Genomic DNA, 20,304 nt, shown 5'->3' with positions numbered 1-20,304 from the left:
AATGAAGGAAGAAAATATGCAAAATACAACAGAAAAACAAGCGTTCCGTTCTGGCTTTGTAGCCATTATTGGTCGACCAAATGTTGGGAAATCAACATTGATGAACCATTTGATAGGGCAAAAAATTGCCATTATGTCGGACAAGCCACAGACGACTAGAAACAAAATACATGGTGTGTATACGACAAATGAGATGCAAATTGTATTTTTGGATACACCTGGTATTCATAAACCACAGTCTAGGCTTGGAAATTATATGAATAAAGCAGCGGAAAATGCACTACGTGAAGTAGAAGCCGCTTTATTTTTAGTCGATGTTGCCGAAGGATTAGGTGGCGGAGATCGCTATATTATCGAACAATTACAAAAAACAAATACACCAGTATTCCTTGTCATGAATAAGATTGATAAGGTGGAGCCAGAAGCATTGCTGCCCATAATTGTCCAATATAAAGATTTGTATCCTTTTGCAGAAATTATACCGGTTTCTGCACTTTATGGTAACAACGTTAATACATTAATGGAGCAGCTAGGCAAATATATACCAGCGGGACCTCAATACTATCCAGCAGATCAAATTACCGATCATCCAGAGCAGTTCGTATGTGCTGAATTAATTCGGGAAAAAATATTGCACTTAACGAGAGAAGAAATTCCTCATTCTGTAGCTGTAACTATAGAACAGATGTATAAGCAGGATAATGATGTAGTGTACATTGGCGCTGTCGTATTCGTCGAACGTGATTCGCAAAAGGGAATTGTTATCGGGAAAAAAGGACAGTTGTTGAAGCAAGTGGGGCAAGAAGCTAGACGAGATATTGAAGCGCTTCTTGGTTCAAAAGTATTTTTAGAAGTTTGGGTAAAAGTGAAAAAAGATTGGCGTAATCAAGAAAGAGTATTAAAGGACTTAGGTTTACGGCAAGATTAGCTTCATAAAACATATAAAACTGGAAACTAAATACAACAACTGTTTGTTTTTACTATGGATATAGAACTGCATTCTATCGCAAACTACAATTGTCACCAATCTAATAAATCAGCTCCAGTAAGAAAGGATGAATACGAATGCGAAATTTTTCGTGGATGTATTTTACGATGACAGGAGATGTAGAATCTTTTTTGCTGTATAAAGAGATCGATCATAATGAAACACCGGTACAGTTGCAGTCTGGAACGCAGTTAGAGCAAGAAATGGAATTTTTCACCGCTCATCCCTTAATGTAAAAAAAACGTGCTGGCACAATATTTATTCCAGTAAAATTATAGTTGGTGAATGTGACGAAGGGGAAACAGTAATGCTATATCGGGTTGAAGGAATTGTTATCCGAAGTATGGATTATGGCGAGAGTCACAAAATTGTTACCGTGTTAACAAAGACACATGGAAAAGTTGGCGTTTTAATACGTGGAGCAAAAAAAATACGCAGTAAATATGGCGCTTTGGCTCAACCATTTACATGCGGAGAGTTTCATTTTTTTCGTACCACTGGATTAGGTACTTTAAATCATGGTGAGATATTGATGTCTCACCATCGTTTGCGTGAAGAATTAGATTTATCAGCAAATGCCGCTTACATAGCTGAACTGACGGATCGAATATTGCAAGACCAAGAAGAAGGTAGCGGCTATGTCTTTGAGCAATTGAAAGCTTGCTTTGCTGCGCTGCAAGAAGATAAAGATATTGATATTGTTGTGCAATTATACGAAATGTCCATGTTGCGTTTTGCTGGCTATGAGCCGCAATTAACAAAGTGTATTCATTGCAGTGCGGAATTATTAGTTGACGACGTGCCTAAAAGTTTTAAACTGTCAGCCACTTACGGCGGGATACTTTGTCAACGGTGTGTTCATATTGATCGGTACGCTATTATAATATCAGAAACGGCATTTAAATTATTACGTTTATATACTAGAATGGATTTGCGACGGTTAGGCAACATTCAAGTGAGTGACAGTATGAAACAAGAGATGAAAACATGTATGCGCAAGTTAATTGATACCCACTTGTCTGTATCTTTGAAATCGCGTTTATTTTTGGATCAATTGGATAAATTGAAATAGAAGTCACTTTGAAAGAAGTTTGACAACATTTTCATTATTAGATAGAATAATTGAATAGTATATGAACGATGATGGAGAAAGTAATCGATTTTAGGTCATAGCAAGCGAGTCAGGAAGAGTGAGAGCCTGATTATGATCGGTTGATGAAGAGGCGCTCCTGAGTTCTGGGACATAAAAGTGGGTATTACGATAGCTAAATTAGTAATAGTAAGTATGAAGATAGTACTATTACTTAGCAATATGTAGTGCCAAGTAGGGTGGAACCGCGGGAGTTAGCTCTCGTCCCTACGCCTGCAATTGGCGTAGAGGCGAGAGTTTTTTGTGCGTTATATTAAGCAGGCGAAGCAATCGCATTTCATATAAAAAAGAGGAGTTGGCGAAATGAATTTTCAAGCAATGACTTTGGCACTGCAACAATTTTGGGCAGAGCAGAACTGTATTTTGGTCCAGCCGTATGACGTGGAGAAGGGGGCGGGTACGATGAATCCGATGACATTTCTCCGATCTATCGGCCCTGAGCCATGGAATGTTGCTTACGTAGAACCTTCACGTAGACCGGCTGATGGTAGATACGGAGAAAATCCGAATCGTTTATATCAACATCACCAATTTCAAGTCATCATGAAACCTTCTCCTGATAATATTCAAGAGCTATATTTAGATAGTTTGAAGAGACTAGGTATTAATCCATTAGAGCATGATATTCGTTTTGTGGAAGATAATTGGGAAGCTCCGACACTTGGTGCATGGGGGCTAGGTTGGGAAGTATGGCTGGATGGTATGGAAGTTACACAATTTACTTATTTTCAACAAGTAGGTGGGTTAGACGCTAATCCGGTTGCTGTTGAAATTACGTATGGAATGGAACGACTTGCTTCTTATATTCAACAAAAAGAAAATGTATACGATTTGGAATGGGTGGATGGCGTTACGTACGGCGATGTGTTTTTGCAGCCAGAGTACGAACATTCGAAATATACATTCGAACTATCGGACACAACGATGTTGTTTTCTCTATTTACGATGTACGAACAAGAGGCTAATAAAGCGATAGAAAATCATCTTGTATTTCCAGCATATGATTATGTACTAAAGTGCTCACATACGTTTAATTTGTTAGATGCGCGTGGTGCAATTAGTGTAACCGAACGTACTGGGTATATTATGCGAGTAAGGAACTTGGCGCGTGCTTGTGCCGCTGCTTATTTGGCAGAACGTGAAAAACTAGGCTTCCCGTTAATTAAGAAAGGGGCTGAGCAACTTGACTAAAGATCTACTATTGGAAATTGGGCTAGAAGAAGTACCTGCTCGATTTGTACGAGGAGCTATTGAGCAATTACAAGATAAAGTGGAAAAGTGGTTGCAAGATAATCGAATTGGTTATAGTAAAGCAAAAGCATATGCTACACCACGTCGATTAGCCGTTGTTATTGAGCAGGTGGCACAGAAGCAAACAGATGTTAATGAAGAGGTAAAAGGACCTTCCAAAAAAATAGCGTTAGATGAAGCAGGGGCGTGGAGTAAAGCAGCGCTTGGTTTTGCGCGGAGTCAACAAGTAGAGCCGTCCGATCTTTATTTTAAAGAAGTTGGTGGTGTGGAGTATATCTATGCCAATAAAACAAGCATTGGTGTGGAGACAGCACAACTATTGCCGACAGGTTTACCTCAGTTAATTACATCGATGAGCTTTCCTAAAAATATGCGTTGGGGAAGTTACGACTTGAAGTTTGTTCGACCAATACGTTGGTTAGTGGCGCTATTTGGGTCAGAAGTGATTCCGTTTACTATAACCGATGTTCCAACGGGAAAGCAAAGCTTTGGTCATCGTTTTTTGGGAGAAAAGGCAGTTGTAGAACAACCTTCACAATATGTGGAAACACTTCGGCAGCAAAGTGTTATTGTCGATATGGATGAACGAAAACAAATGATTATAGATCAATTAGAATTGTTAATGAAACAAAACAATTGGTCGATAACTATAGTAGATGATTTGTTAGAAGAAGTTCTGTTTTTGGTGGAGATGCCGAGCGCATTGCACGGCAGTTTTGATCCATCATTTTTATCCATTCCACAGGATGTACTAATTACATCCATGCGTGAACATCAACGTTATTTCCCTGTGTTTGATTTGCAAGGGGCTTTATTACCAAATTTTGTTACGGTTCGTAACGGTGATCAACGATCGATTGATGTTGTAGCACGTGGTAATGAAAAAGTGTTACGAGCGCGTTTGTCAGATGCTAAATTCTTTTATGAAGAAGACCACAAGTTAACGATCGATGCAGCACTGGCTAAGCTACAGACGATAGTATATCACGAGGAATTAGGAACTATAGCAGACAAAGTAGAGCGAGTGGCGAAAATTGCCGTGGCATTGGCTGATCGTTTAGCGCTGGATTCGTCAATGAAGCTGTTAGTAAATCGTGCTGCTCATATTTGTAAGTTTGATCTCGTAACACAGATGGTTAATGAGTTTCCAGAATTACAAGGGATTATGGGGGAAGATTACGCTAATAAGCTTGGGGAGCATTCTGACGTTGCCAAAGCTGTAAATGAGCATTATATGCCACGATTTGCTGGTGACACGTTACCATCGCAATTAGTTGGGGCAATCGTTAGTATTGCTGATAAGCTAGATACAGTAGTAGGATGTTTTTCCATTGGAATTATTCCTACCGGTTCACAAGATCCGTATGCATTACGAAGACAAACAGCTGGTATAGTCCAAGTGCTAATTGGATTTGCTATGCCAATCGAATTACATCAGTTGTTTCAGATTGCGCTCGATGTGCATGAAGCGCGTGGGATGAAACTAACGCGGAAGGAAGTAACGGATCAGTTATACTCTTTCTTTGCATTAAGAATTAAAAATTGGTTGTTAGAGCATCAGATGAGATACGATGTTATCGACGCAGTATTAGAAACAGGTGTCGAAAATTTACAACAAATTTCTAACCGAGCAGCAGCGATTCAAAGCAAGTTGGTTGCAGTAGAAAAGTTACATTTTAAACTTGTAGTAGAAGCATTTAATCGTGTAAATAATCTAGCTGCCAAAGCAACAGATGGTCAAGTAGATGTACAACTATTTGCAGAAGAAGCTGAACGTACGTTGTATGCGAAGTGGGAACAGATTCATTCCGTTTTCGTTACGTTATATGAGCAAGGGAAAATGTCAGAAGCGATAGAACAACTTGCCTCGTTGCAACCAGAAATAGCTAATTATTTTGATCATGTTATGGTTATGGCTGATGAAGAACAAGTGAGACATAATAGACTCGCTACATTACGTTTGATCAGCAACGATATTAGATCAATGGCAGATTTCTCAAAACTAGTGTGGTAAATATAATTATTTCACCAAAGGGGGAAAATCGTTGAGTAATGCTCAAGCAGAAGTAATCGTATATGTGGTGTCTGATGCTGCTGGTGATACGGGAGAACTTGTCGTAAGAGCAGCTATTGCCCAGTTTCATCCGATCCAAGCTGAGATTAGACGCTCCCCTTTTATTACAAGTGAAGATGATTTGAACCGAATTGTCACAGCAGCTAGCAGTTTGGGAGCAATTATTCTCTATACACTTGTCCGCCCTACGTTGCGGAATAGATTACGAGAGCTTGCCAAGCAAGCGGCTGTGGAAGCCATTGATTTGTTAGGTTCATTCATTGAAACATTGGAACAAAAAACAGGTCGTAAATCAAGGCAAGAGCCGGGACTAAACCATGTGCTGGATGAAGATTATTTTCGCAAAGTAGAAGCGGTGGAGTTTGCTGTAAAGTATGATGATGCACGTGATACGTCAGGGGTGTTGAAAGCAGATATTGTTCTAGTGGGAGTATCTCGTACTTCCAAAACGCCTCTATCGATGTATTTGGCACATCAAAAGTACAAAGTAGCTAATGTACCGCTCGTGCCAGAAATTAAGCTGCCGCAAGAACTGTTTGACATACCGCCAAAAAACATTATTGGATTAACAATTAATCTATCTTACTTGAATGAAATTCGTAAAGAACGATTAAAAGCGCTAGGACTTCCTAATACAGCTGCTTATGCACAAGCAGATCGTATTGCACTAGAACTTAATTATGCCAAACAAGTAATGGATAAATTAAATTGTATCGTAATAGATGTATCCCATCGTGCAGTGGAAGAAACAGCTAGCTTAGTGATGGAACATGTGCGAAAAATGTCGGTTTAAAACATGAATGGTAGAAGGGATGTTTGTTTGATGCAACAAAGCCCAGAAATTGTAGTCGATGCTGATGCTTGTCCCGTAAAACAAGAAATTGTTGAAGTGGCTGCCCTATATCGAGTAAATGTCTGTTTGGTCGCTTCTATCAATCATCAATTGTTTCAATATACACAGTATGACCATGTGACATTTATTCAAGTAGATGCCGCTAACCAGTCCGCAGACCTCTATATTGTGAACAGAGTACGGGCTCGTGATATTGTTGTTACAGCAGATTTGGGATTAGCGGCAATGGTATTAGGGAAAGGCGCTGTCGTTCTATCACCGCGTGGTGAACAGTATACGGAAAATAATATTGACTATTTACTGGAACGCAGGCATGAATTGGCAAAGATGAGGCAAAGTGGGCAAAAAACAAGCGGGCCAAAACGGTTAATGTTACAAGATCGGCAAAACTTTCAACAAAAGATGACAAATATTTTGCAGAACATGCAGGAGAACGAGTAGTTTTAGCGAATTATATCTACGTGTTAATTAAAGCAGAATGTGTTTATAGATGAAGGTGATAGACGATGTCGTTCGGGAGAATTCCAGAAGAAGTCATTGCTGCTGTTAGAGCGCATTATGACATAGTTGAAACGGTCGGGAAGTACGTTCATCTTACTAAGCATGGCAAATATTTAAAAGGATTGTGCCCATTTCATTCAGAAAACACTCCCTCGTTTACCGTAACGCCGGAGTTGCAAATATTTCATTGCTATGGGTGTGGTAAAACCGGAAATGTGATCCGTTTCATGGAAGAAATAGAAGGTTACTCTTTTCCTGAAGCAGTTCAAGTGATGGCGGAACAAGCTGATTTGCCCGTAGAGTGGAACTGGCGAGCAAAACAAGCAGTGGCTCAAGTTAATCCGATGCAAGTACAAGCTGTTGAAGCTTATGAGTTGTCGGCAAAATTTTATCATTATGTGCTTAATCATACGAAGCAAGGCAACGAAGCGAAGCAGTACTTAAAAGACAGAGGGATGAACGATCATTTGATCAATCAGTTTCAAATTGGTTTTGCTCCAGATGATTGGGATATATTGGCTCGTTTTTTGGACAAGCGTGGCTACGCAGCTAACTTTTTAGAGGAGTTTGGGCTGTTGATAGCGAAACAAGATGGTACTGGTTATATTGATCGTTTTCGAAATCGAGTCATATTCCCTATTCAAAACTTTGAAGGACAAACGATAGCTTTTGCAGGGAGAATCCTTGGAGCAGGGCAACCAAAATATTTGAACTCACCGGAATCTGATTTATTTACAAAAAGTCGTACACTTTATAATTGGAATCAAGCAAAAGGTAACATTCGTAAAACGAAGCAAGTTGTATTATTCGAAGGATACATGGATGTTATTAAAGCAACGCAAGCTGGACTTGAAAATGGTGTTGCTACAATGGGAACGGCATTAACCGAAGAACATTGTGCATTACTTAAACGTCAAACAAGCGAAGTCATCATTTGTTACGATGGTGATGAAGCGGGTCAAGCGGCAACTGCCAAAGCGATTGCTCTTATAGAAGCAACCTCTATGAAAGTATTGGTTGCAATGCTTCCAAAAGGTTTGGATCCGGATGATTATATTAGCCAATATGGTGCATCTTCGTTTTTACGGTTAGTTTTGGATGAAAGTGTTTCTGCAACAAAATTCAAACTTATATATTTGCGAAGAAACCATATACTGTTAAATGAAGAAGGAAGAAAAAACTATTTGATCGAAGCGATTAATCTCATTTCTGAAGTAGATACTTCCGTCGAACGAGAATTTTATTTGAAAGAACTTTCCCATGAATTTGATATATCACTGGCGGCTTTGAAGCAAGATTGTAATGAAATTCGACAATCGAAACAAAAAAACGTAACACAAAGGGATAATAACGATAAATCGTGGAATAATGGTAGAAATGAAAACAGGAAGCGATATCCGTCTGTTCCTACGTTATTGCCCGCATATGCATATGCGGAACGCCGATTATTGCATGTGATGATTCAAGATCGTGATATTGCAGAAACGGTTCATGCGCGGGTGGGAGAAGCTTTTAATATTGAGGATCACGCAGCGATTGCTGCTTACTTATATGCACACTATGCCCAAGGTTATTCGGCAAATGCCGCGCACTTTATGGAAACTTTGCAAGATGATCGTCTAGAAAGCATAGTAGCATCAATATTGATGATGAATGAAGACATACCTGTTACAGATGAAATATTAGAAGCTTTCGTTCAGCAAATATTAAAGGTTCCGGAACAAAAGTCGATTGACGAGAAGAAGGAAGCCATGAAATCTGCGGAACGAGCTGGAGATGCACTATTAGCTGCACAAATTGCAAGTGAGATTATAACCCTGGAACAACAGCTGAAACGTTCATAATAGCTGGAGTCTCAGGGAGGAGGGAGTCGGAATGATGGCTAACGATCAACATACTGAATTAGATGTAGTACAAAGATTAGATCGTGTCAAAGATCAGCTTATTGAGCAAGGAAAAAAGCGTTCTTTATTGACTTACAAAGAGATTATGGAGAAGTTGTCTCCTTTCGATCAAGATCCAGAGCAGATTGATGAGTTTTTTGAGCAATTAGATGATTTAGGTATTGAAGTGCAAAATGAAAATGAAGAAGAAGTACACCCACTTGGTGAGCGTCCTGAAGAACCAGATCGAGATCGAGAACGTGACGAATTCAACATTGAAGACGACTTATCATTACCGCCAGGTATTAAAATTAATGATCCGGTACGTATGTATTTGAAAGAAATCGGTCGTGTGCCACTATTAGCGGCGGATGATGAAGTTCAACTGGCAATCCGAATTGAACAAGGGGATGAAGAGGCAAAACGCAGATTGGCAGAAGCTAATCTACGGTTAGTTGTCAGCATTGCCAAACGTTATGTTGGTCGTGGGATGCTGTTCCTCGATTTGATTCAAGAAGGAAACATGGGTTTACTGAAAGCAGTAGAAAAGTTTGACCACCAAAAAGGATTTAAATTTAGTACGTATGCGACATGGTGGATTAGACAGGCGATTACAAGAGCAATTGCTGACCAAGCTCGTACTATTCGAATTCCTGTGCATATGGTCGAAACGATTAATAAACTGATCCGAGTTTCACGACAATTGTTACAAGAATTAGGTCGCGAACCAACACCAGAAGAAATTGCGGAAGAAATGGAACTGAGTACAGAAAAAGTGCGTGAGATCATGAAAATTGCGCAAGAACCTGTTTCATTAGAAACACCAATTGGTGAAGAAGATGATTCACATCTTGGTGATTTTATCGAAGATCAAGAAGCGCTAGCACCAGCTGATGCTGCTGCCTATGAGCTGTTAAAAGAACAATTGGAAGATGTGCTTGATACGTTAACAGAACGAGAAGAGAATGTATTGCGCCTTCGCTTTGGACTGGACGATGGAAGAACTCGTACACTAGAAGAAGTCGGCAAAGTTTTCGGCGTTACTCGTGAACGTATTAGACAGATTGAAGCAAAAGCATTGCGCAAATTGCGTCATCCAAGCCGTAGCAAGCGCCTCAAAGATTTTTTGGAATAAAAAATGGCTAATGTATTACAACCTTGCTGCATACATATGATGCAGTGAGGTTTTTTTGTAAAGTAATTGTTTATTTGGTAAATATGTTCGTATTTTATGAAAGGAACCGATGCTTATGAATCCAGAACGGCGACAGATTATTGTCAGTGAGATTATGCATTGGCGACGTAGTAAGCTATTACCTGATCAATATTGCGACTTTTTGTTAAATTTATATGCTACAGATCAAGAACGTGAACAGCTGTCCGATCCACCGCCGAATGGTGCGATTAGTAGAGCGGTGCATACACTGCAAAAAGCTACCGGCAAACAATGGTTTTTAACATTAGGGATTTTCACACTTATTGCTGTCGTTGTGTTTTATTTTAACCATTTTCCACTCGCATTGCAAATTTCTACCGTAACTTTTGGAACATTGTTGTTATTATTGTTTGGACATCGTATACGAAAGCGGAGCGAAAGTACGGGGCTTTCTTCGATTGCACTAGGTATGCTATTATTGTTGGGCGGAGGATTATATATCCTTAATTTTCAGCAATATGACGATATGTATTGGAAAGTTAGTTTACTCGCCTTATGTGCGGTAGTATGGATATGGTGCGGCATTAAGATGAAAATTGCTTTGCTTCATTTGTGTGGTTGGTTATCGTTGTTACTCGTTTATGGTTGGCTATTATTTACTTATACGGATACACCGAAATGGTTTGAAGTGCAATTGTATTGGTTGCCTGTGGCTGGATTATTTGGCTGGTTTAGTTGGTTCATGCATCGCTGGTCAAAATTAATTGCAGCTGTTTTATTTGTTATTAGTATACTAAGTTTTTACTTGCCAGAGGTGTATACACTGTTCACGGTAGGTAGCTCGCTCTTATTGCAATTACAATTAATTATAAAAGTTGCGTTAGGTGGTTTACTATTATTCGCTTTTCGCAAATATTGGATGGTGTGGATTGTTTAATGATCAAATTGTCAAAAAGATTGCAAAAAATTGCTAATATAATACATCCGAACGTCGTAGTAGCTGATATAGGATCGGATCATGCGATGCTGCCGACTTATTTGTTACAAAGTGGAAAAAGCCAACAGGTGATTGCAGGAGAATTAAATCAGGGCCCTTACTATGCCGCAAAAAAACAAGCTGCTTCTGCAGGATTAACAGATAAACTGTTAGTACGTCATGGTGATGGCTTGAATGTCATTGAAAGTGGAGAAGTTCATACAGTTGCTATATCCGGTATGGGCGGAAATTTGATAACAGAAATTTTACAAGAAGGTTTTGACAAAGGAAAGTTAAACGGTGTTAAGCAACTTGTATTGCAGCCGAATGTGACGGAATATGCGATACGCGATTGGTTGGATCGGCATAAGTGGTTTTTGGTAGAAGAATATATACTTGAAGAAGATGGAAAAGTATATGAAATTCTTCATGCTACTGTGGAGCATCCAGAGCAGCTCACTTATGAAGAGTACCGTTTGCAACTGTATAATAGCTCCTTTTTGAATAGTTCTTTGTCGGCGACGGAACTAGAGCCTATTTTATTTAAAATGGGACCGTATTTGATACGAGAAGCAGCACCGTTACTTTTGGAGAAGTGGCAACAAGAAATCGAAAAGCTTAATTGGATCTGCTCACAAATGACTACTTCGGAACAATTGGAAGCACAGCACAAACGAAAAGTATTTGTACAAGAAAAAGAAAGATTGGAGGAAGTTTTGCGATGCTTATCAATGGACAAACGTTAATACAGCATTTGGATAGATTAGCGCCCAAAAAAATGGCAGTGGAGCATGACCGTATCGGTTTACAGGTTGGGACGTTGAATAAATCGATAACGACTGCTCTCGTTACCCTCGATGTGACGGACGCCGTTGTCGAGGAAGCTATCGCTAAAGGTGCCGAGTTGATTATTGCGCATCATGCAATTATATTTCGACCACTACCGAAAATAGATACTGCAACGGCAAGTGGGAAATTAATTGAAAAATTGATCAAACACGATATAGCTGTATACATAGCCCATACTAATCTCGATGTCGCTACAGGGGGTGTTAATGATTGGTTGGCAGATCGTCTGGGCATACAAGAAGCTAATCGTAGCTTCTTAGAAGAGGTGTATACGGATCGCTGGCTGAAGCTAGTCGTTTATGTTCCCAAACCTCATTTAGAAGCAGTACAACAGGCGATTTGGCAAGCAGGTGGTGGACAATTAGGCAATTATAGTGAATGTAGTTTTACGGTAGATGGCACGGGTACTTTTAAGGCAGGGGAAGGTGCTACTCCATTCAGTGGTAGTATAGATCAGCTACATCATGCAGAAGAAGTAAAGTTAGAAACAGTCATTGCTGCAAGTTTGCAATCCAAAATTGTACAAGCTATGATCAAAGCACATCCCTATGAAGAAGTAGCTTATGATTTATTTCCCAATGAAATTAAGGGTACTAGTTATGGGCTTGGGCGGATGGGGAGGCTAGCCGAATCGACAACACTTGGGGAGTACGCGGAAGAAGTAAAAAAGGCACTCCAATTATCAGCTGTACGTATCGTAGGTAATGTGCAAACCAAAGTTGCGAAAGTGGCTGTATTAGGTGGATCTGGCGCCAAATATGTAAATAAAGCGAAATTCGCAGGTGCAGACACTATTGTAACAGGAGATATTGATTTTCATACAGCGCAAGATGCTCTTGCAGATGGCATGACGATTATTGATGCTGGACACCATATCGAGCAAATTATGATTACTGAGCTGGCGAACTGGTTATCTCATCAGATTACTACGTATAATAATAAAGTAACAACAACAATTGTAGCGTCAACGATAAATACAGATCCATTTCAATTTATTTAACTTATATTTACAAGTACGCTAGCATTGAGATTTGTGTCTAGTGCTGGTATACTTATAACTTGAAGGAAAGTTTGACAGACAATCGCTGGCAGTGTGAGCTGCGAGAGGAAAGTCCGGGCTCCGTAGGGCAAGGATGCTGGATAACGTCCAGTCAGCGCGAGTTGAAGGATAGTGCCACAGAAATGGACCGCCGATGGGTAATGTAACAATTACCACAGGTAAGGGTGGAACCGTGGTGTAAGAGACCACGAGGGGTATTGGTGACTCTATCCCTGGTAAACCCCATCCGGAGCAAGACCGAGAGGACATATGCAGCCTTAGAGCTGCAGCCCCTGCCCGGGGCACGTCCGGGTTGGTTGCTGGAGCTGAATAGTAATATTCCGCCTAGATAGATGATTGTCGCTTTTTGTGGGAGGGTCGTTCCCGTTCGTACCACTGTAAGCACAGAACCCGGCTTATGACAAACTTTCCGAACGTTAAATATTTAATGACAGAAACCCATTTCCATGCTACGCATGAACAATATGGGTTTTTTTGCCGTTGTACTAACAATCGAATAGTAAATTCTTTAGATTGGATATTGTAAAGATTGTCCTAATTAGCTCGAGTGTTGGGGATTGGTGTCAAAAAGAGAACTAAATAAACAAAAAAAAGAACATGCAAACGGCTTCAATTTTACGGATAATTAACGAAGATAAGAATAAACTGTCCGTTAACTCTGTTCTGATAATGACATGGAAATGGGGATGAACTTACACAAGCTACAGTCAACGTCGTTAACGTTCTGGTTTATACATTGCAGACAACATCTGTAGAAAAATTGGAGGAGGCTTTTCATTGAAGATTAAAAAATTTCTAAAAAAAGCAATGGCATCTACAGTTGCTTTATCATTAGTAACTTCTATGTATGCTGGAATACCAGCACCGGTTGCTTTTGCGGCAGAAAATGTGGAAAAAATAACATTACATCCATCAACTATGAAGAAAGAGTGGGATGGTTGGGGAACAGCACTAGTTTGGTTTGGTAATGCAACAGGTGGCTGGAAAGATAAAGATAAGAAAAATGAATTGGTTGAACATTTATATGGACAAACTGGCTTAGAGTATAATATTGCGCGCTATAATATTGGTGGTGGCGATGATCCAGATCGGAACGGTATGCGCCCTGGTGCGGATATGCCTGGTTTTTCAACTGGATTTGATGACAAGGGAAATATTATTTATAATTGGGCGGAAAATCCAGAAGATGATCCTGACGTAAATCAACGTTGGTGGTTACTAGAAGCAAAGAAAAAGTTGGAAGAACGTGGAGAGAAGTTTGTTACAGAAGCATTTTCCAATTCCCCACCATATTATATGACGAAAAGCGGGACATCTGCTGGTAATTCGAACGGGTGGGATGACAACTTAGATTATAAATATTTTGATATCTTCTCTGATTATTTGGCAGAAGTAGTCAAGCGTTATAAAGAAGAGCATAAGATAACCTTTGATACATTATCTCCTATCAACGAACCGCATACAGGCTACTGGCATGCTGACAATGTTCAAGAAGGATCACAGTGGACAAAAGGTGAGACACAGTCGCGGATATTCAAAGCAGTCGACAAAGCTCTGAGAAAAGTTGAACTACGCGACAAAGTAAAGATTTCTGGAATGGAAGAGTCACAACTTAATCAGTTTGTCGATAGTTGGTATAATTTGGATGATGAAGCTAAGGGTGTAATTGATCAGTTGAACGCTCACACATATGGTGGTAGTCAGCGTACAGAAGTCAGAAAAATTGCTAAAGATTATAATAAAGATCTGTGGATGTCAGAAGTTGATCTTGGTCCACAAAAAATTGGAGAAGACCGTATTGAGCATGATCATAATGATATTAGACCAGCACTAGCATTAGCTGAGCGAATTATGGATGATATTATCGGACTTGAACCACAAGCATGGGTATTGTGGCAAGCCATTGAACATGAAGCGAATATGCGTGATGTAGAAAACCAGAACTGGGGTCTTATTCATTCAGGTCTTGAAGAAAATGAAGTGGAAGACTACTGGCTTACTAAAAAGTATTATGGTATGGGGCAGTTCAGTAAATTTATTCCGCAAGGATCTCAATTTCTAGATAACAATGATTGGAGAAAACAAACTTTAACTGCTTTTAATGAATCGTTAGGTGAAACTGTAATTGTATATCGAAATCCTGATAATGGAAGCAAGTCGTTGCAATTTGATCTATCTGAGTTCACTAGTCCAGGCCAATCTGTAGAAGTATATACAACTTCTCCGGCAAAAGAATGGGCAAAAAGTGAAGGTAGAGTAATTGGAAATCAATTGTTTACTGAAGTAGATGGACGTTCGATAACTACATTTGTTATTAAAGGTAGTGCATACGACAATGAGCAAAAACTTGATTTAAACCTATTGTTAGAAGGTTTTAAAGGTCAAATTGATGGAGAACTTGCAAGTGAGTTAGAGGCTGCTTTAGTCTCTGAAGAAGTAGCATTAAAACAAGCTACATTAGAAAAAATAGGTAAATCTATTTATTCCTTAGAAGTAGGTAAAATAGTTAAAAGTAATATCAAGGTACACAATGTATCTAGTGAAGAAAAAGGGGAAGAGAATGCTGAAAACGCAATTGACGATAATTTGAACACTATCTGGCATACAGAGTGGAATGAGCAAAAATCACGTGAAGGTTTTCCTCATTCAATTACTCTAGACTTAGGTAAAGAGATTAGTGGAATTAGTCAATTTGAATATTTACCAAGACAAGACAATGATTGGAATGGTATTATTACCAAATATTCTTTACAATCTAGTTTAGATGGTGTGGATTTCAGCGATATTGTAACAGAAGAAACGTGGTTAAACAATAAAGAAGGAAAAACAGCTACGTTTGAACCTGTTACTGCACAGTACATTAAATTTATAGCGCATGAGTCGCAAGATAGAAATTTTGTCTCGGCAGCAGAATTAAATTTGTTTAGAACTGGAACTGATTTGAAAGCAGAAAAAGAAAAACTACTAGCTAAAATTTCGGAAGCAGAAAATTTTATTGCAGAAGTAGAGGGTAAGGGAATAAACGTTTCCAAACTAAAAGAACTTGTAGAGATTGCTAACAGTAAAACTCCAACTACGCTAGAAGGGTTAACTGTCTTATTCAATCAATTAATAGAGGAAGCAGACAAAGTAGGTGTTATTACAGGCATTAAGGTAAAATACGCACCTACAGCGCACCAATCCACACCTATTTCAAATATGACTGATGGCGATAGTCAGACGATGTATGAGAGTAATTGGGATGCTAAAGATACATCGAAATACACGTTTAGACGTGGAGAATATATCGTATTAGATTTGGGTGAAGAGAGAGAAAATATAGGGCAGATTATGTATACTCCTAGACAAACTGGAAAAAATGTAGAAAAAACATTTGGCCGAATTGAAAGGTATAAAATTTATACGAGTGATAAAGAGATCACTGATAAAGAGATCTCTGATTCTGGAGGTTCACAACAGTTACTTGATGACAAGTTTAAGTATGTTGGTTATGGTCGCATAGATTCGAATAAAAACACAACACAAACGATGACATTTGAACCACAAACAGCACGTTTTATCGCACTACAAGTATTAGATGCAGGTGGTGGTGGCAGCACTTTATCTATTGCTGAAATCGGAGTACGTCAAAGTGAACGTATTGCAGGAGATTTTGGTACAGACGTTCTAAAACCATTAGTTACAAAGTTAGAAGATCTTAGAGGACGTCATGGTGTTTTCATAAATCATTTAATTGGTGAATTGGTTGACGAAATTAATGGTGATCACCATAAAGAACATGAAGCTACTTTAGCAGCTGAAGCAGTTGGTTATTATGAGAAGAAATTAAATCAAAAAATAAAAAATTATACTGCACCTAATTATAGCGTGTCTGAATTTAGAAACGGTAAGACATGGAATGATATTAACGGTGAACCTATTCAGGCTCACGGTGGGGGCATTATCTATGTTGAAGGAGAAGGAGATAAAAAAGGAAAATACTACTGGTATGGTGAAGATAAAACAGAATCTAATCTAGGTCCTGGATTCGTACCCGTGACTGGTGTTCATGCCTATTCGTCAGAAGATTTGTATAATTGGAAAGATGAAGGAATTGTTTTACCTGTTTTCAATAATCCTAACTTGGGTGATGATTATTACAAAGATTCGACAAATGTTGCAGAGATCCCTATGTACATTCATGAAGATGATGATGAGTATAAGGAAGCAGGCAAACCCTTTACCTTTGAACAACAAAATAAAAATCGTTGGGAATTAAATAACGGTACTAATCCAAGTACACCAGACAAAAAAAGATTTCACAATTATGCTGGTAATATGAAATCTCCAATTGATACATTGAAAAAGCATAATTCTAAAGAGCGTATTGCACAATTAAATAAACTATATGAAAAACATTCATTAGAAGAAAAGCAAAAACTTTATGGTTTGTTCAATTGGGATAAGGTTGTTGAACGTCCTAAAGTAGTTTATAACGAACATACTAAGAAGTATGTAATGTGGTGGCATCATGATGGTCCAATAGCAGGTGAATATTGGACTGCGTCTGGCGGAGTGGCTGTAAGTAACTCTCCAACAGGCCCATTCGAAGTGGTGAGAATTGATCGTTTGGCGAATGACGGATGGAATGCTGGCAAGAAATCTGAAGATAGTGGACAAGGTATGCTTCGAGATATGACACTTTATGTAGATGATGATAAAGATAAAACTGCATACTTGATTTATTCGTCAGAAGAAAATAATGCTACTATTTCACTAAAGCTAGATAAGACGTACACAAAAGCATATACTGACGAAAAAAACCCTAAAGGTATGTGGGGTGTAGCACATAAAAACAATCGTGAAGCCCCTACAATGTTTAAGTATAATAAAAGATTCTACTCCATTACATCTGGTTTAAGTGGTTGGGATCCAAATCAAGCGGAATATCATAGCACGGATAATTTGTTGAACTGGAATTGGAAATTTGAAGGCAATCCATTCTGGGATGATTCTGAAGGAACAACGCATCGTAGTCAAAGTACACATGTGTTACCAGTTCGAGATAACAATGGGGAAATTGTAGAGGGTAAATTTATATTTATGGCAGATCGCTGGGTACCATACGATCTGAAAACATCGAAATATATATGGTTTCCATTAGAAATGTTCCCACCAGGTGCCGGTGGGTGGCCAATAGCAATGGGATGGAAAGAAAAGTGGAATTTAAAAGATGAGTTTAAATTAACAGACGTTGAAAAAGAAGAATTTACCGTTACTTTTGAAAGTAATGGTGGTAGCAAGATAGCAGAACAGAGAGTGAAGGATGGTCAGCTTGTAACGGAGCCAGATGATAAACCTAGTAGAGAAGGTTTTGACTTTAAAGGCTGGTTTACTAAAGCTGAAGGTGGAGAACAATGGAATTTCAATGTAAATACAGTTGAAAATAATCTCACGCTGTATGCACGTTGGGAAGTAATTGATGAAAATGAGATGTACACCGTAACCTTTGAGAATGATGGAAAAGTTGTTCATACCGAAACAAAAGTTAAAGGTGGGTCTACGATTACTGCTCCAGAAGAACCAAGTAAAGAAGGGTATACATTCTTAGGTTGGGGTGAAGTACCAGGTATATTATGGAACTTTGCGATAGGAAAAGTAACGAGTCATATGACGTTGGTTGCACAATGGAAAAAGAATGATGAAGAACAAACATTTACAATTACATTCAACAGTAATGGAGGAAGTGCTGTAACTGCGATAGAAAACATTAAACCAAATACAGTAGTTTCTAAACCAGCTGATCCGACACGTGCAAATTATACGTTTAAAGGTTGGTATGAAGACGAAGTATTCAAGACAGAATGGAATTTCACAAAAGCAGTAACTTCCGACATGACGCTTTACGCGCAGTGGGAGCAAAAACCATCAACAGGTGGTGGTGGAGTTTATCCACAGTATCCTGGTAATGGAAATGGTGGTACAGGAGAGCCTAACGTAGAGGATCCAGCAACGTATAAGCCGCAATCATCAGAATTGACGACGGATGCTAATAATTATGCAACTGTTGTACTAGATTCTAAAAAGTTTGCGGAAACGGCAGCAGCATTCGCTAAATCTGGAGAAGCAGGTAACGTGCTTCAGGTTGTTTTACCAGATAAGCATACAGGCTATGATGTTCAATTACCGCTTGATGCGTTGAGCAAAGTTGCAGAAGAAAAACCTAACGCAGTACTTGCAATTACTAGTGCTAACGGACAGTACAACATACCAGTTTCCTTATTAAAAGGTGATGGAACGTTGCACGTAACAATTGCGGCAACAGCAAGTGCGACTGTAACGGAACTAGATAAAAAGTTACAAGCAAAAACGAAGCAACGAGTAAGTGATGTTGTTACATTCGCAGCTACAATCGAGACAGATGGTTCTGCTAAAGCTGTAACAGCATTTGATGTAACACGTACATTAGAGTTGAATAAAGCAGTTGAAAATTTCAATTCCTTAACTGTTATTGCTTTTGATCCAGTTACTGGTAATATTCAATTCGTGCCAGCTACATTTAAAGTAGAGAATGGTAAAACAATTGCAACATTTAAACAACAGGCAAATGGTATCTATACTGTCGTTGAAGGTAAGCAGACGTTTACTGATATGACTAATCATTGGGCACAACAAGCTGTAGAAACGTTGGCTTCGAAACTGATTGTTAATGGGAAGTCAGCTACGAAATTTTATCCAAATGGTAATGTAACTCGTGCTGAATTTGCTAGTATGCTTGTAAGAGGGCTTGGTCTAGTACCGGCTGCTAACAGCACAGCAGCATTTACAGATGTTGCAGCAGATAAGTGGTATGCACAAGAAGTGAACACAGCAGTACAGTATGGGTTGGTTAATGGCGTAGGTAATAATAAATTTGCTCCTACTGACTCCATTACTAGAGAGCAAATGGCGGTAATGATCATGAACGCTGTTGCTACAGTAGAAGAAACTTCACTTAACGAGGCTTCAAATGGTGTTCTTGCAAGTTACAAAGATGGTGAAAAAGTATCGAAATTTGCAAAAGCAGCTGTTCAAGCAGCAATTGAAGCTAAGTTAATGACAGGAAAAAGCGGTGCATTACTTGCACCACAAGAAACTGCTAATAGAGCAGAAGCAGCAACAATGTTACAACGCTTGTTAATTAAATTACAGTTTATGAACTAAGGACTAATTTAATAAAAAATTACGTATAGTCAGCTCTATAATGGGCTGGCTATACGTTTGTATTAGGACCTTTTGGTGTAAAAGTTGCGTTATACCTAGTATCTACAATGTTTAGAGTGTGACAAAAGACGTGTTTACAGCAATAAATAGAAAACAAAATAGTGCTATTGGCAGTGGTTATCTAGTAATAAGTAATGCTATCATTAGAATAGAAGTAGGAAAAAAGTTGATTAGTCAAATAATTTGATTGTAAATGTAACCCATTTCATTTCGAACGTATATGGAAATAGAAATAGCAACTTCGTTGAAAATAATTAGTGGCTTTCCTAATTTATAGAATGCGACAATTGTCAATAGCACCTGCAGGATACACAAAGGAAG

13 protein-coding genes and 1 other RNA gene are annotated in these 20,304 nt (G+C 38.9%); all 14 read left to right on the top strand.

Annotated features, from left to right (window positions below; genetic code table 11):
- Nucleotide 1: 1 nt before the first annotated feature.
- Complete coding sequence (gene era, locus ACFSTH_RS05115; RefSeq protein WP_377771952.1) at nucleotides 2-928, top strand: GTPase Era; 927 nt, start codon at nucleotides 2-4, stop codon at nucleotides 926-928.
- 137 nt (nucleotides 929-1,065) lie between these two features.
- The gene (locus tag ACFSTH_RS05110; RefSeq protein ID WP_377771950.1) at nucleotides 1,066-1,224 is read left to right on the top strand and encodes a YqzL family protein; all 159 of its coding nucleotides are present in this window, start codon (nucleotides 1,066-1,068) and stop codon (nucleotides 1,222-1,224) included.
- Between the two features lie 71 nt (nucleotides 1,225-1,295).
- Nucleotides 1,296-2,060: a DNA repair protein RecO gene (gene recO / locus ACFSTH_RS05105; protein ID WP_377771948.1), complete on the top strand. Its 765-nt coding sequence runs from the start codon at nucleotides 1,296-1,298 to the stop codon at nucleotides 2,058-2,060.
- A 381-nt stretch (nucleotides 2,061-2,441) separates the two neighbouring features.
- Entirely contained in the window at nucleotides 2,442-3,329 is an 888-nt protein-coding gene (gene glyQ, locus ACFSTH_RS05100) for a glycine--tRNA ligase subunit alpha (protein WP_377771946.1), read from the top strand.
- Nucleotides 3,322-5,403, top strand: a complete 2,082-nt coding sequence (glyS, locus tag ACFSTH_RS05095) for a glycine--tRNA ligase subunit beta (protein ID WP_377771944.1) — start codon at nucleotides 3,322-3,324, stop codon at nucleotides 5,401-5,403. Before glyQ ends, glyS begins: the two co-directional genes overlap by 8 nt.
- 31 nt (nucleotides 5,404-5,434) lie before the next feature.
- Complete coding sequence (locus tag ACFSTH_RS05090) at nucleotides 5,435-6,256, top strand: pyruvate, water dikinase regulatory protein (protein ID WP_377771942.1); 822 nt, start codon at nucleotides 5,435-5,437, stop codon at nucleotides 6,254-6,256.
- 30 nt (nucleotides 6,257-6,286) lie between these two features.
- Nucleotides 6,287-6,757: a YaiI/YqxD family protein gene (locus ACFSTH_RS05085; RefSeq protein ID WP_377772071.1), complete on the top strand. Its 471-nt coding sequence runs from the start codon at nucleotides 6,287-6,289 to the stop codon at nucleotides 6,755-6,757.
- Between the two features lie 65 nt (nucleotides 6,758-6,822).
- Nucleotides 6,823-8,661 (top strand): DNA primase, encoded by a 1,839-nt coding sequence (gene dnaG, locus ACFSTH_RS05080; protein WP_377771940.1) that lies wholly within the window; start codon nucleotides 6,823-6,825, stop codon nucleotides 8,659-8,661.
- A gap of 34 nt (nucleotides 8,662-8,695) precedes the next feature.
- Nucleotides 8,696-9,835 (top strand): RNA polymerase sigma factor RpoD, encoded by a 1,140-nt coding sequence (gene rpoD, locus ACFSTH_RS05075; RefSeq protein WP_377772069.1) that lies wholly within the window; start codon nucleotides 8,696-8,698, stop codon nucleotides 9,833-9,835.
- Between the two features lie 115 nt (nucleotides 9,836-9,950).
- Nucleotides 9,951-10,793 carry a hypothetical protein gene (locus ACFSTH_RS05070; RefSeq protein WP_377771938.1) on the top strand — a complete coding sequence of 281 codons (843 nt, stop codon included), beginning with the start codon at nucleotides 9,951-9,953 and terminating at the stop codon, nucleotides 10,791-10,793.
- A complete protein-coding gene (locus tag ACFSTH_RS05065) occupies nucleotides 10,793-11,578 on the top strand; it encodes a tRNA (adenine(22)-N(1))-methyltransferase (protein WP_377771936.1) in 786 nt (261 codons plus the stop codon). Before ACFSTH_RS05070 ends, ACFSTH_RS05065 begins: the two co-directional genes overlap by 1 nt.
- Nucleotides 11,554-12,681: a Nif3-like dinuclear metal center hexameric protein gene (locus tag ACFSTH_RS05060; RefSeq protein ID WP_377771934.1), complete on the top strand. Its 1,128-nt coding sequence runs from the start codon at nucleotides 11,554-11,556 to the stop codon at nucleotides 12,679-12,681. Before ACFSTH_RS05065 ends, ACFSTH_RS05060 begins: the two co-directional genes overlap by 25 nt.
- Nucleotides 12,682-12,747: 66 nt before the next feature.
- Nucleotides 12,748-13,154, top strand: an RNA gene (gene rnpB, locus ACFSTH_RS05055) — RNase P RNA component class A.
- Between the two features lie 364 nt (nucleotides 13,155-13,518).
- On the top strand, nucleotides 13,519-19,923 hold the full coding sequence (locus ACFSTH_RS05050) for an InlB B-repeat-containing protein (protein ID WP_377771932.1): 6,405 nt from the start codon (nucleotides 13,519-13,521) through the stop codon (nucleotides 19,921-19,923).
- Nucleotides 19,924-20,304 lie beyond the last annotated feature (381 nt).

It is taken from the genome of Paenibacillus yanchengensis (genome assembly GCF_042684845.1).
GTDB lineage: Bacteria > Bacillota > Bacilli > Paenibacillales > Paenibacillaceae > Pristimantibacillus > Pristimantibacillus yanchengensis.
Note: the sequence above shows the minus strand (reverse complement) of the source record. Positions and strands in the feature narration are given on the sequence as shown.